13 protein-coding genes and 2 pseudogenes are annotated in these 13,281 nt (G+C 41.1%); all 15 read right to left on the bottom strand.

Annotated elements, in window-relative coordinates; all coding sequences use genetic code 11:
- Nucleotides 1–26 precede the first annotated feature (26 nt).
- Nucleotides 27–248, bottom strand: a complete 222-nt coding sequence (gene mtrB / locus ACVHUV_RS12115) for a trp RNA-binding attenuation protein MtrB (protein ID WP_317941932.1) — start codon at nucleotides 246–248, stop codon at nucleotides 27–29.
- A 66-nt stretch (nucleotides 249–314) separates the two neighbouring features.
- Nucleotides 315–884 (bottom strand): GTP cyclohydrolase I FolE, encoded by a 570-nt coding sequence (gene folE / locus ACVHUV_RS12110; RefSeq protein ID WP_371389998.1) that lies wholly within the window; start codon nucleotides 882–884, stop codon nucleotides 315–317.
- Nucleotides 885–1,054: 170 nt separating this feature from the next.
- A complete protein-coding gene (hbs, locus tag ACVHUV_RS12105) occupies nucleotides 1,055–1,327 on the bottom strand; it encodes a non-specific DNA-binding protein Hbs (protein WP_037561579.1) in 273 nt (90 codons plus the stop codon).
- Nucleotides 1,328–1,905: 578 nt separating this feature from the next.
- Nucleotides 1,906–3,384, bottom strand: a complete 1,479-nt coding sequence (gene spoIVA, locus ACVHUV_RS12100) for a stage IV sporulation protein A (RefSeq protein ID WP_317941523.1) — start codon at nucleotides 3,382–3,384, stop codon at nucleotides 1,906–1,908.
- Nucleotides 3,385–3,472: 88 nt separating this feature from the next.
- On the bottom strand, nucleotides 3,473–4,189 hold the full coding sequence (locus ACVHUV_RS12095; protein ID WP_317941524.1) for a YphF family lipoprotein: 717 nt from the start codon (nucleotides 4,187–4,189) through the stop codon (nucleotides 3,473–3,475).
- Nucleotides 4,189–4,377 (bottom strand): DUF2768 domain-containing protein, encoded by a 189-nt coding sequence (locus ACVHUV_RS12090; RefSeq protein WP_371390068.1) that lies wholly within the window; start codon nucleotides 4,375–4,377, stop codon nucleotides 4,189–4,191. Before ACVHUV_RS12090 ends, ACVHUV_RS12095 begins: the two co-directional genes overlap by 1 nt.
- Nucleotides 4,378–4,432: 55 nt before the next feature.
- A complete protein-coding gene (locus ACVHUV_RS12085; protein ID WP_462084730.1) occupies nucleotides 4,433–5,452 on the bottom strand; it encodes an NAD(P)H-dependent glycerol-3-phosphate dehydrogenase in 1,020 nt (339 codons plus the stop codon).
- Nucleotides 5,453–5,469: 17 nt separating this feature from the next.
- Nucleotides 5,470–6,781 (bottom strand): annotated as a pseudogene (der, locus tag ACVHUV_RS12080) (ribosome biogenesis GTPase Der).
- 123 nt (nucleotides 6,782–6,904) lie between these two features.
- The gene (gene rpsA / locus ACVHUV_RS12075; RefSeq protein WP_371389996.1) at nucleotides 6,905–8,044 is read right to left on the bottom strand and encodes a 30S ribosomal protein S1; all 1,140 of its coding nucleotides are present in this window, start codon (nucleotides 8,042–8,044) and stop codon (nucleotides 6,905–6,907) included.
- Between the two features lie 80 nt (nucleotides 8,045–8,124).
- Entirely contained in the window at nucleotides 8,125–8,706 is a 582-nt protein-coding gene (locus ACVHUV_RS12070; protein WP_317941529.1) for a lysophospholipid acyltransferase family protein, read from the bottom strand.
- A complete protein-coding gene (cmk, locus tag ACVHUV_RS12065; RefSeq protein ID WP_462084729.1) occupies nucleotides 8,706–9,380 on the bottom strand; it encodes a (d)CMP kinase in 675 nt (224 codons plus the stop codon). Before cmk ends, ACVHUV_RS12070 begins: the two co-directional genes overlap by 1 nt.
- 89 nt (nucleotides 9,381–9,469) lie before the next feature.
- Nucleotides 9,470–10,108: a flagellar brake protein gene (locus ACVHUV_RS12060; protein WP_317941531.1), complete on the bottom strand. Its 639-nt coding sequence runs from the start codon at nucleotides 10,106–10,108 to the stop codon at nucleotides 9,470–9,472.
- Between the two features lie 84 nt (nucleotides 10,109–10,192).
- Nucleotides 10,193–11,479 carry a PepSY1/2 domain-containing protein gene (locus ACVHUV_RS12055; protein WP_371389993.1) on the bottom strand — a complete coding sequence of 429 codons (1,287 nt, stop codon included), beginning with the start codon at nucleotides 11,477–11,479 and terminating at the stop codon, nucleotides 10,193–10,195.
- A 55-nt stretch (nucleotides 11,480–11,534) separates the two neighbouring features.
- Nucleotides 11,535–12,271, bottom strand: a pseudogene (gene sleB / locus ACVHUV_RS12050) (spore cortex-lytic enzyme).
- Between the two features lie 295 nt (nucleotides 12,272–12,566).
- Nucleotides 12,567–13,244 carry a glutamic-type intramembrane protease PrsW gene (prsW, locus tag ACVHUV_RS12045; protein WP_317941933.1) on the bottom strand — a complete coding sequence of 226 codons (678 nt, stop codon included), beginning with the start codon at nucleotides 13,242–13,244 and terminating at the stop codon, nucleotides 12,567–12,569.
- Nucleotides 13,245–13,281: the final 37 nt, after the last annotated feature.

Raw genomic sequence — 13,281 nt, 5'->3', positions numbered from 1 at the left:
AATGTGAAAGAGTTATACGATCAGAGTTATTCTTTCCCATCGCTATAAACAATTCCATGGGCCGAGTGAATTTCGGATTTACCACGGATTTTCATGGCGGATGTATGCTCTGTAAATTGTGCAATCATCACTTCACCACAATCCAATTTCTCGGTATGATGGAACTTAGTATCGTTCCCTCTTGTGAGACCAATAACGTTCACACCGTCTTCTAATGCTTTAATCACGATAAATTCAGGTTGAGCCATGTTTTCCACTCCTGTCATTCATATACATCCAATCATATCACAGAAAACCAATTAACCGCAAAGACATCAGATGGACTTAAGAAGTGACAGAATTTCAGCTCTTTTCACATCGTCATGTTCATAGATTCCACGTGCTACAGTTGTTACGGTTTTAGCACCCGGCTTTTTAATACCACGCATCGTCATGCACATATGTTCTGCTTCAATAATGACATATACGCCAATAGGATTCAACATGTCCATCATTGCATTCGCAACAGTTGACGTAATTCGTTCTTGCAATTGCGGGCGTTTTGCTGTTGTCTCAACTGCACGCGCTAGCTTGCTGAGTCCTGCAACAACTCCGTTCCGCGGTATGTATGCAATATGAGCATGACCAAAAAATGGTACAAGGTGATGTTCACACATTGAGTGGAAAGGTATATCTTTTACTAATACAACTTCATCGTGGTTTTCATGAAAAACGGTCTCAAAATATTGTTTAGGATCCTTATCGATTCCTTGAAAAACTTCCGCATACATCTTGGCTACCCGTTTTGGCGTTTCCAACAATCCCTCTCGTTGTGGGTCTTCCCCAATAGCCTCCAAAATCATTGTCACTGCTTTCTCTATTTTAGGCAGATCCATTTCATTCATGCCAACAACCTCCTCAACCCTTTGAAATGCTAGTCCTTCAAAGATAGTAGCATAATCCCAAGCATACGTACAGTTCGTGGATTCTATCGTCCATCGTACATAATAAAAGGAGTCCGCCCCTAGATCTGTTAGCCAGAATTAGCGGACGGACTCCTATGTAAGCTTAAAGATTACTTAACAGCATCTTTAAGCGCTTTACCTGCTTTAAATGCAGGAACCTTGCTAGCAGCAATTTCGATTTCTTCACCTGATTGCGGGTTACGTCCTTTACGAGCAGCACGCTCACGCACTTCAAAGTTACCGAATCCGATCAATTGTACTTTATCACCATTTGCAAGTGTCGATTGGATTGTATCGAATACAGCTTCAACCGCTTTAGTAGCATCTTTTTTAGTCAGACCTGCCGCTTCGGCAACTGAGTTGATCAATTCTGTTTTATTCACACCATTCACCTCCTCTCAAAGGGGATTGCTGTTACACCGCTAAACGGTGTTCTGCGCTTTTCTTTTGTCCAGCTCCGAACACCAGCTCACGCGTTCACTTCTGGCTCTCGGACGAAATGCGAGCATTTCTTCTCGATCCTTCCAGTGGCCGGTTGAGCTAAACGGTGTTCTGCGCTTTTCTTTTTGTCCAGCTCCGAACACCAGCTCACGCGTCCACTTCTGGCTCTCGGACGAAATGCGAGCATTTCTTCTCGATCCTTCCAGTGGCCGGTTGAGCTAAACGGTGTTCTGCGCTTTTCTTTTTGTCCAGCTCCGAACACCAGCTCACGCGTCCACTTCTGGCTCTCGGACGAAATGCGAGCATTTCTTCTCGATCCTTCCAGTGGCCGGTTGAGCTAAACGGTGTTCTGCGCTTTTCTTTGAACACTGTAAAAAGAGTAACATACTCAAAACGGCGGTGCAACAATATTATCGACGTTTTGGCCGTATTTTAGCTAATTTGACCAAAAACAGAAAAAGACCCGGAAAATAAGGGTCTTTTCAGCATATTCCTTGACAAATTGAATGGTCAGGACATTTTAAACGATAAATGTAATCATGCCTTTATTTCCATCATTAACCATCTGTTCAATTGTCTCACGGAGACGTTTACGCGCATTCGGTGGAACAGATGATGTCTTGAATCGTATACTTTCCTTCAACACCTCATGTAACGGTGTTCCGAAAAGTTGTGTTTGCCATAGTGCTTCTCTGTCGTGTAAGTATGCATTCTTCAGTTCCTTGAGCAGGTGGTGACTATGGAATTCGGAGCCGATTAATGGAGAGAACTCCGCATCCATATCAATTCGGATAATGTGTAGTGAAGGCGCCGCTGCCTTCATACGCACACCGTAGAAGTTATCTTGTTTAATTAATTCTGGTGGAGACGGTTGGAAATCATCAATTGTCGGCAATGCAACCCCATAGCCGGTCTTTTTGGCTGTATCAATTGCTTCTGCATACATGTCATAAGATTTTTTCGCTTTCACCGCATCTTTGATAAAAACGAGCCAATCTTTCTTCGTACGCATTTCTTGCTGCATGAAGTCTTCACAAACTTCCTGGAATGCCAATTCATCCATTTCAATATTAACTGTCGCTTTCCCTTTACCAGCGTCCACTTCTACAACTTCCGCGTGTCGGACATACTTTTCATCTTTCAAACGCTCTGCCAATGCCCGTACTTCACGAATTTTTGAAGCACCTAAAAAGCCTTCTTTTATCACATTGTCGATGGATGCATTCATGTCATGTTCAGCACCGAGAACATCCATCCAGTCAGGTTTTTGTAATTCGATGTCCGTAATCGGAAATTCATATAACGCTTCTTTTAAAATGAGTTGAATCTCCTGGGCATTTAATTGATCTGCACTGATTGCAATGACTGGAACACCATGTTGCTCACGAAGCTGCTCTCTAAGGGCAACTGTCCGGTCATGAGCAGGCATTTTTGAATTTAATACAATGACAAAAGGTTTGCCGATTTCTTTTAGCTTGCCGACAATTTCCTCTTCTGCAACTGCAGCGGCAGCTCGAGGAATATTGTTCACGGTTCCATCCGTCGTGACAAGTATACCGATGGTCGAATGATCTCGAATCACTTTATCAGTGCCAATCCGTGCAGCTTCCTCAAAAGGTATCGGCTCATTGTGCCAAGGTGTATGGACGTATTTCGGTCCATCCTCGTCTTCATAGCCTTTCACACCGTCAATGACATACCCGACACAGTCAGCTAGCCTGACTTGAAAAGATAACTCACCATCCCCGATCGATACTTGTGTACCTTGGGCAGGTACAAATTTCGGCTCAGCCGTCATGATAACCGGACCAGGGGAACTTTGAGGTAGTTCATCCTGTGCTCGAGCCCTGTCGCCAGCATCTGTCATGTTCGGTATGACGACCTCTTCCATCACTCTTTTGACGAATGTCGATTTACCGACACGAACAGGGCCTACTACTCCGATATAAATATCCCCATCTGTCCGTCTAGCAAGATTTTCGTATAATTCCTCTTTCATACTTAGCCCTCCCTTTTTTCGCGCATATTAGTTTATGTAAACGAAAAACGTTTCATGCTAAAAATGCATGAAACGTTTTAAATAGACGTTATTTTTTATTCATGAAGATTGGCTCGTTATCTTCATTTACTGTATAGGGCAAAGAATAAGCAGGAACAACTGCACTTTTTTCCTCTAGCAAATACCGTATATCTTCTCCTGCTTTCACGTCCGGTTTCTCCTCTTGCAAGATCCGATTCAAATCAATTGAATAATCCACATAAAAATGCCCATCAGCCGCTACTACGATTGGTAACTGCGCATCCGAATACGGACTTTCGACTTTTAACGGCTCTTTGAAACCCATTTTTTCATAGTCGATTTCATAGACATATTCACCGACTTCCTCTTTGAATGGAAGGCTACCATTGATTTGCCTGCGTAAATTCAAATCTCTAAGTCGTTCGGCAATTCTCAAGTCCACTAATTTTACAGTCGGGTTCTCCTCTACATCCATTAAGACATATTGAAAAATCCCCCCATTCTCATACGCATTCGAAGGAATCTTCTCTGTATAACCAGGGACAATCTTTGCAAATTCTATTGGGTATTTTATGTATCTGTCTGTGTCTTGGTCTTTTGTCTTAATCGGCAAGAGACCACCATTTGCTTCCTGATACGCATCTACCGCCTTTTGCACAACTTCAATCTGTTCTTCGTATGGATTTTCCTTTGTCGCTCGCTCATTATCAGGATACATACAACCTGCTAAAAGTAGTGCGAAGGACAACATGAGAGCAAGTATGCTTTTTCGTTGCATCAACATCATCTCGCACCTCCTGAAGGCCCACTAAATACAAGGTAGATCATTGCAAAAAACGAAAAGAGCAACAAAGCATATGCGATTAGCGCAAAAATAAACTTCAGAAATCTATTCGACAGCTTGTGTCTGCTTACATAGATGAGTCCCATGGAAATCGCCATGAAACCCATCGCGTAAAAAGACAGCCACATTTTATCCAACGGGGACAAATGGATCATCCTTTCCTCTGCGGCAGAACAACATTATTCATTTATAAAAAATGTCTTCTGTTTCTTGTTTTTTCATTCTGTTCATCAGTTGGTCAACAGCTTCTTTCGGATGCACACTTTCGAACAAGACAGCGTACAGCGCTTGTGTCAGTGGCATCGAAACATCATACTTTTCAGCTAAACGATAGGCTGCTTTCGTTGTACGTACCCCTTCAATGACCATCCCCATACCAGAAACCACCTCATCGAGCGTCTGTCCTTTACCGAGTAAATTCCCTGCTTTCCAATTGCGTGAATGGACACTCGTGCACGTCACAATTAAATCACCCAATCCAGTTAACCCTGAAAATGTAAGTGGATTCGCACCCATTTTCACACCAAGACGTGTAATTTCTGCAAGCCCACGTGTAATGAGCGCTGCTTTTGCGTTGTCTCCATATCCGATTCCATCTGATATCCCGGCACCAAGTGCAATGATGTTCTTTAACGCAGCACCAAGTTCCACACCAATTAAATCATCGTTCGTGTAAACGCGGAAGTATTGGTTCATGAAAAGGTCTTGCACACGTACTGCTGCCGCATTGTCATTTGATGCTGCCGTAATCGTTGTAGGATGTCTTAGGACAACTTCTTCAGCGTGACTTGGACCAGAAAGTGCAACAACCGCTTGCCGTTTTAAATGATCGATTTCTTCTTCTATTACTTCAGAAATACGCTTTAAGGAATCAGGCTCAATTCCTTTAGATACGTGAACAATAAGTTTTGGCTCATTAGAAAGCGCTTCTATTTGTCTACAAACTTCCCGTATCGCTTTTGTAGGCACTGCGATGACAATCGTTTGAGCATGTGCAACTGCCGCTGCAAGGTCAGCGTGGGAATGTAAGTTTTCTGGTAAGGAGATACCTGGTAAATAAGCTGCATTTGTATGCTGTTCGTTTATTTCTACAGCTTGTTCGGTTCTTCTAGTCCACAACAAACAATCATGTCCGTTTTCAGCTAATACAAACGCAATTGCCGTACCCCAACTACCTGCACCGAGTACTGTGATTTTTTCCAAAATAGGACACCTCTTTTTCAGCTTCTTGCTCGTGTTATTAAACGAATCGGTGTTCCTTCAAATCCGAATGATTCACGTAAACGGTTTTGAAGGAATCGTTCGTATGAAAAATGCATAAGTTCAGGTTCATTGACAAAAACAACAAATACAGGTGGTTTGATTGCCACTTGCGTAGCATAATAGATACGCAGTCTGCGGCCTTTATCTGACGGTGCTGGATTTCGTGCAACGGCATCTTCAATCACTTCATTTAACACGCTTGACTGAATACGCATCGCGTGGTTTTCACTAATCATTTTGATTTGATCGAACAACGTTGTGACCCGTTGTTTCGTCTTCGCTGATACAAATGAAATCGGTGCGTAGTCTAGGAACAAGAAGTTTTTCCGGATGTCTTCTGTGAATTTATTCATCGTCTTGTCATCCTTTTCAATCGCATCCCATTTGTTCACGACGAAAAGTATCCCTTTTCCTGCTTCTTCTGCATAGCCAGCAATCCGCTTGTCCTGTTCACGAATGCCTTCTTCCCCATTAATGACGATCAACACAACATCGGATCGGTCAATTGCTTTTAATGCACGCAATACACTGTACTTTTCCGTGTTTTCATACACTTTTCCTTTTTTACGCATTCCGGCAGTATCTATAATTTTGTACTTTTGACCTTCAAATTCATACGGAGTATCAATTGCATCTGTCGTCGTACCTGCAACGTCACTGACGATGACGCGGTCTTCTCCAAGCAACGCATTAACGAGTGATGATTTCCCGACATTCGGTCTTCCGATCAACGAAAAACGTATGACGTCATCCTCAATAGCTTCTTCACCAGGTGCCGGAAAGCTAGCAGCAACTGCATCCAGCAAGTCACCGAGACCGATGCCGTGCGAGCCAGAAATCGGATAAGGATTCTCCAAAACCGAGGGAGTAGAAATCATAAATCATATCCCGCATGTCTGGATTGTCAATTTTGTTTACTGCCAATACGACGGGTTTTTTCGTTTTGTATAGGATCTTTGCAACTTGTTCATCAGCATCTGTCACACCTTCTCGTCCATTTGTCAAAAAGATGATGACATCCGCCTCTTCTATCGCAATCTCAGCCTGCAAACGGATTTGCTCCAGGAACGGTTCATCGCCTATATCGATGCCTCCTGTATCGATTATATTGAAATCATGAGAAAGCCAATCGGCAGAGCTATAAATACGATCACGTGTTACGCCTGCGACATCCTCTACAATCGATACACGCTCTCCTACAATCCGATTAAAAATTGTAGATTTTCCTACATTTGGCCTTCCAACAATTGCTACGGTTGGTTTACTCATTCGTCTTAACACCCTTCCAGTATATCTCTTGTGCTATTATACACAAAAAAGGCGATGATGCCTATGCAAGCACCATCACCCACAGTTTTGCCACAATGACAAATGTTCATAAATCCGTCAAATTTATTCTGTGAACTTTTTTAATTGATCACCAATGACGTCACTAATTGAGAAGCCGGATTCTTCTTTCATTTCATATCCGTCAAAAGATTCTTCTTCCTCTTTCTCCAATAAATCCTTAATACTTAGAGAGAGTCTCTTCTCATCTGCATTCACATCAACAACTTTTACTGCAACCTGTTGTCCTTCTTCCAACACTTCATGTGGAGTACCGATATGCTGATGAGAAATTCTTGAAATGTGAACTAAGCCTTCAACTCCAGGGAACACTTCGACAAATGCCCCATACGATACGAGGCGTTTAACGGTTCCTTCAAGCGTCGAACCAATTGTTGCCCGTTGTTCAATTCCATCCCACGGTCCCGGCAATGTTTCTTTGATGGATAATGAAATTCTCTCAGCATCGCGATCTACAGAAAGGACTTTCACCTTCACTCGATCGCCTTCTTTGACTGCATCAGAAACTTTATCAATATGTTCATGGGAAATTTGTGAAATGTGAACTAATCCATCAACACCACCAATGTCAACGAAAGCCCCAAAAGAAGCAATCCGTTGTACAGTACCATCAAGGACTTGACCCTCTTTCAATTCATCAAGAATCTCGTCTTTCTTCGTAGCTTTTTGTTGTTGAAGGACTGCTCGATGGGACAAAATCAGTCTGTTTTTTTCTTTGTCCATTTCAACAATTTTGAATTCCATTGTACGTCCTTTGTAATCATCAAACGATTCCACGAAATGATCTTCGACGAGTGAGGCAGGAATGAATCCTCTTACACCTAGATCTACAACGAGTCCACCTTTTACAACATCTTTCACTTCAGTTTCAATGGTCTCTTCGTTGCGGAACTTTTCTTCAAGAGAGTCCCAAGCATCTTCCGCATCGACTTTTCGTTTGGATAATACATAATTTTCATCTTCCACTTTTGTAATGATCAATTCAAGCTCGTCCCCTACTTCCACAGCGTCCGATGCTTTCTCAATGTGAAGGCTTGACAGTTCACTTATTGGGATGACACCGTCAAACGGTGCACCAGAAATTTCGACCATTACCGATTTATCTTCAATCTTCGTCACAGTCGCTGTGACACGGTCACCCTCTTTATACCCGTTCATTGCATCCAAATTCATTTCTTCCGTCATATGTAGTCCTCCTCCATAATGAATCCTATCTCTATATTATTCGAATCGATTCATAAAAACAAAAAATTCACCTTATCAAATTATTTGTTTTGCTTCAAAAGGGTTTGGATTTCATGCATGATTACTTCGGTCACCTCTTCTGCAGATGCTTTACGTTCACGATACGGAGTCATATCAATCGGCTTGCCATAAACGACGTGTAAACGTTTAAATCTTTTGTAAGGACCAATGATTGCACACGGCATAACGACCGCTTCTCCTTTCAATGCAAAGAACCCAGCTCCAGCAAGACCTTTTCCTAATTCGCCCGTCTTACTTCTTGTCCCTTCAGGAAACATTCCAACAACCTCGCCACTTCTGAGCAGCTTCAATGCGGTCCGAAAAGCCTCCCGATCACTCATTCCTCTTTTCACTGGAAATGCTTGAACTTTTGGTAAAATGGATTTTAGGATCGGTACGTGAAACAATTCTTCTTTCGCCATAAAATGGACAGTGCGCGGGGCTGTAATTCCGACTACAGGCGGGTCTAAATTGTCAATATGGTTCGCACAAAGAAGAACACCACCGTCTTTAGGGAAATTTTCTACACCTGTCACTTTAATACGGTATAAAGGATAAAAGATCGTACTAACGAGAAACTTGCCAAAAGGATATAAATTCATCAGTACATCCTCTTTTCTGCGATTTCAACGATTTCATCGACTACTTCTTCAATTGACATGGAGGTTGTATCTACTAATATAGCATCTTCCGCCTTCTTCAATGGAGAAATCTCCCGCTCACTATCTGCCTTGTCTCGGTTTTCAATCGCTTGTTTCAATTCTTCCAAAGGTGTATGGATACCGCGTTTCGTATTTTCTATAAAGCGTCTTTCTGCACGCTCATCAACCGAAGCAGTCATAAAAATCTTTACTTCAGCGTCAGGAAGCACCTCCGTACCGATATCTCGACCATCCATAACAACGCCCATCCCAGCAGCTAAATCGCGTTGTTTTTCAACCATCAGTTTACGAACAGTGCCATGCGCTGCCACTTTAGAAACACCCGCAGTAACTGACTGTGACCGAATTTCCTCCGTACAGTCTTCACCATCAATCAGGATTGCTTGCGTGTCATTTACCGGCAATAGCACAATCTCTGTTTGCCTTAATAAGTCGGATAATTCATTGTCACTATCCATATTTATGCCTTGTACAATCGCTTTATGCGTCAATGCTCGATACATTGCTCCTGTATCGATGTAAGTGTAACCTAGTTTTTTAGCAATCCTTTTTGCAATCGTACTCTTCCCTGCAGCTGCAGGACCATCAATTGCAATTGTAATCCCTTTTAACATATCATCTACCCCCGAATTCAATTCGAAAACATTGTATCATATAAAAATGGGAAAAGTCCCATTGTAAACAGGACTTTCCCCAAATCTGATCATTTACTCATCCGTTCTTTGATTTGTCTTTCAAAACAGAAACGGATAATATGTTGCCGATCTAGCAGATCAATATCTGTAAATTGCATCGAAGCAATTCTTCGTCCGTCCTTTTCCCATATTCGTACAGCTTTCGCCTTTGATTGGATATATTTAATTTCATCATTAACGTACGGCAGTACAATTGTCATAGGCACGAGTTGCGCTTCCTCTAACGACTCACTGGATCCCAAGTTAATCGCAATACCACCTGCACTAATATCCTCGGCAACAAATTGGCGATACACTCCGTCAAAATCAATTGAAACATCTATTGCTGTTTCAACACGCACAAATTCTCGACGTTGAATTTTTAACAACTCATTGTCTCCCGGGTAAGACAATTTTAACATTGGTATACCTTTGTTCATCCTGCCTGTCACTTCTGCTTTAAATACATACGATAACTTGTTGTCAATAAATGAAATGAGCAATTGCGTACCATCCATGAAAAAAGCTGTTCGTTTCGTTTCGATATGGGACGGATAGTCTATTAAAACAAAATCCTCTCCAGAATCAACGACTTTGCTTTTATACTTTTCTCCATCCTCGATGAAATCTTTTTCAATTGTCACTGTGGTACCCACTTTTAAACGCATGCTGGTACACCTACCTTATAATAGTTAATCCTATTATGTCATGAGTAGGCAAAAATTCCAATATTGTTTTTTAATCCATTTGGACTAATCCAGTTTCTCCGTTTTAATAACCTCTTTGTTTTCAGTATCTACAATTACATTGTACGTACCTGTATGGCCGTGTTCATCTCGCGTAACCGTTAAGTAATACGAAAGCCTTTGTTCAAAACGTTCATTTTCTACGTAAGCTAGTTCGTTTCGTACAATGTTCACATCATTGTGGAAAAACTCTTTCCAATCGATTTTATCAATTGCTTGGCGGTGCAATTTTTCTTTTTGAATGTATTCAGCGGCATTTAAGCCAATAATGCCCCCTGTGTCTTTCGCGACTTTTAAATGAATTACATCAGAAAACACTTTCGCCCCGTAAAACGGTTCTTTACGCACAAAAACTAAATGCCATGACGTACTATTTTCTCGCGCTTCTTCATAGACAAGATCTGTATATTCTGCTCGTTTCAAGAAGTCTTCAGCTTTGTTTTTAATTTCTTCAAAAGAAAAGTTCTCTTTCCCAAACGGACGTTCAGCTAAATAAGATAAGACATGCCCACCTTTTTCTGTAATATCAATATAGCCAATAGATTCACCATCCGTGAAGCGAATGTGGAAAAATGGAAATGGGGAGCCGGGTTTACTCATTTCCACACCGATAACATCATTGGACACTTGAGGGAAGAGACCTTGAAACCTTTTCACAGCTTGGTCTTGCGTGATTTTTGGTTCGTCGATGTTTTTTAATTCCCTCTTTTTCATCGCATCCGATTCACTTGCGGTTAAAGGAAAATCACTTTCAGTATAACTTTTAATCGATTGACTCATCTTCATCCAGTCGAAGTCAGGATTCGTAGCATTCAACCTTTCAGTCCACTCATCCACAGAGTATTGACCTTCAACGAGACTGGCTGTTGCGACTCTCCATTCATTTTTCATATCACCTAAGTTTTTGGATGCTTGTGACATGACCTTATAATATTCATCCGGATTTTCAGATTGCTGCGCTTCTTTCGCATAATTGCCGATACGTCCAAGATAATTCATCCACGTTGTTGAAAAACTTGTATCCAGCGGCAATGATGCGACTGAATTTTTTATGTCCGATGACAATCTCCATATATCGTCTTTTGCTTCCTTGGAACCATCCGAAGCGTTAAAGAGTAATGTCTGTTTCACTGCGGAATCCAATTCGTCCAGTTTCTCAGAAGCATCTGCCATTTTTTGCGCATACTGATTACTTAAAGCGAGTGATAAATTTTCATTTTCAGCGGACTTGTTATAAGCAAATACCCCGACAACGAGTAACGCATAAACTAAAACAAATACTGTTTTTTTCATTTTGTCGTAAACAGCTCTTACATAGAGCTATTCCAATCCTCCTTTCACCTATTTATTAATGGCAGAAAATGTGTAAACCAATCTTTTTAACTTGTGGCCTTGACCAAATCCATTTGCTCGTAGCAGTAATAGGATTAAAATAGTAAATGGAGTTTTCGGAAGGATCCCACCCATTCAATGCATCGAGAACAGCTTCTTTCGCCCGTTCATTCGGAGTCAACCAAATTTGACCGTCATCAACAGCCGTAAATGCACCAGGCTGAAAAATTACACCCCCTACTGTATCGGGAAAATCAGGATGCTCAACGCGGTTTAGAATGACAGCAGCTACGGCAACTTGCCCTTCATAAGGCTCACCTCTCGCTTCACCATAAACTGCATTTGCCATCAATTTCAAATCTTGTTCAGAGTATTTGGAAGGCAAATGGATGTTTTCCTTCTTTCCTCCACCTTCTTTTACTTGGGAAGCAAGTGGCTTACCACCATAATGGGTGAATTGATTGCCTTTCTTAATATTGTCTTTCACAAACTTTTCGTCATAGGACGATGCCGCAGTTAATTTCTTCTTCGTTAGCGTCCCTGCTATACCGTCGATCGGCATTCCGTACTTCTCTTGAAATGAACGGAGAGCCCAATAGGTTCCATAACCGAATTTCCCATCAATTTCTCCGTTATAAAACCCGATATATTGTAATCTTGCTTGCAGCTCGATGACGTCGTCCCCAGTTGCCCCTTTCGCAAGATCCTGGAGCTGAATGCTTCAATTTGAATAGGGGCAGTCGTGTACGTCATTCCTACTAATAAAATACCTGTCAACATGCTAAGTATTAGTTTTTTCAATTTCATACCCTCCTTTTTTTCAGTTTGTCCAAGATTATTCTTTTTATAAATTGAATGGCATAAAAAAAGATCCTGTCATATGACAGGATCACAAAGGTGTTTATACTTACCAGCTGCATTAAATATCCATTTATCAACAAGTATACTTTTCGAACACGTTAACTCAAAAATCCGGTGATTAACTAAAACTCTAAGAAATATATCGAAAGTTCATTTAAGACTTTGGATAAATTACTACCTGCATATCTCATTTCACTTGTGCTTTTTTCCTAAATTGTTGCATTGCAAATGTATGTGCATACTTAACACGCGTCAAACCAAACCACCACAAAAACAACATAAACGGAATGATTAAGTACAACGAATGATCATTGACGCCTAAAATACCGTTATAGATGAAGTGTAAAATAAATGAAGCAAAAAAGGCGAAGAATAACATACCTTTTTGACTCTTAGCTGTAGCAAATTTTGCTTTCCCTATATAATAGCCCATCACAACTCCGAACAATGCATGGCTTGAAACAGGTAATAATGCTCGAATAAAGGCGGTATCCAAACCGAAAGTAAATAAATACAAAATATTTTCTACTGTGGCAAATCCTAATGAAACACTTGCACCATACAAAATTCCGTCATAGGCGTCTTCGAATTCAATGTGTTTATAAATCGCTATAATCAAAATAAGCCATTTGAAAAACTCCTCTAATCCACTTGTGAAGAGCGCATTTCGAAAAAATTCGTTTTCAATAATTTGTTCTTCTTCAAACACATGTTGGATGAACATAATCGGAAAGGTCATAATCGCTCCATAAAGGAATGTATGAAAGAGTGTACGGGATGGGTCTTTTGCAATTTGTTTTCTTAAATAGAAATAACTGAAAAGCGCCAATCCTGGTGCAATCGCAACTGTCAGCAAAATAATCATCACGCAACGGTCTCCCTTCCCTAATAGTATATCACGC

The organism is Sporosarcina saromensis, from assembly GCF_054901285.1.
The sequence above is the reverse complement of the archived record's forward strand: the minus strand, read 5'-3'. Positions and strand labels throughout refer to the sequence as shown.

What these genes read in the sequence shown, in the direction of transcription:
- mtrB (WP_317941932.1), bottom strand. Translation starts at nt 248, where the DNA reads ATGGCTCAACCTGAATTTATCGTGATTAAAGCATTAGAAGACGGTGTG.
- folE (WP_371389998.1), bottom strand. Translation starts at nt 884, where the DNA reads ATGAATGAAATGGATCTGCCTAAAATAGAGAAAGCAGTGACAATGATT.
- spoIVA (WP_317941523.1), bottom strand. Translation starts at nt 3,384, where the DNA reads ATGAAAGAGGAATTATACGAAAATCTTGCTAGACGGACAGATGGGGAT.
- ACVHUV_RS12095 (WP_317941524.1), bottom strand. Translation starts at nt 4,189, where the DNA reads ATGTTGATGCAACGAAAAAGCATACTTGCTCTCATGTTGTCCTTCGCA.
- ACVHUV_RS12090 (WP_371390068.1), bottom strand. Translation starts at nt 4,377, where the DNA reads ATGTGGCTGTCTTTTTACGCGATGGGTTTCATGGCGATTTCCATGGGA.
- rpsA (WP_371389996.1), bottom strand. Translation starts at nt 8,044, where the DNA reads ATGACGGAAGAAATGAATTTGGATGCAATGAACGGGTATAAAGAGGGT.
- ACVHUV_RS12070 (WP_317941529.1), bottom strand. Translation starts at nt 8,706, where the DNA reads ATGAATTTATATCCTTTTGGCAAGTTTCTCGTTAGTACGATCTTTTAT.
- cmk (WP_462084729.1), bottom strand. Translation starts at nt 9,380, where the DNA reads ATGTTAAAAGGGATTACAATTGCAATTGATGGTCCTGCAGCTGCAGGG.
- ACVHUV_RS12060 (WP_317941531.1), bottom strand. Translation starts at nt 10,108, where the DNA reads ATGCGTTTAAAAGTGGGTACCACAGTGACAATTGAAAAAGATTTCATC.
- ACVHUV_RS12055 (WP_371389993.1), bottom strand. Translation starts at nt 11,479, where the DNA reads ATGAAAAAAACAGTATTTGTTTTAGTTTATGCGTTACTCGTTGTCGGG.
- prsW (WP_317941933.1), bottom strand. Translation starts at nt 13,244, where the DNA reads ATGATTATTTTGCTGACAGTTGCGATTGCACCAGGATTGGCGCTTTTC.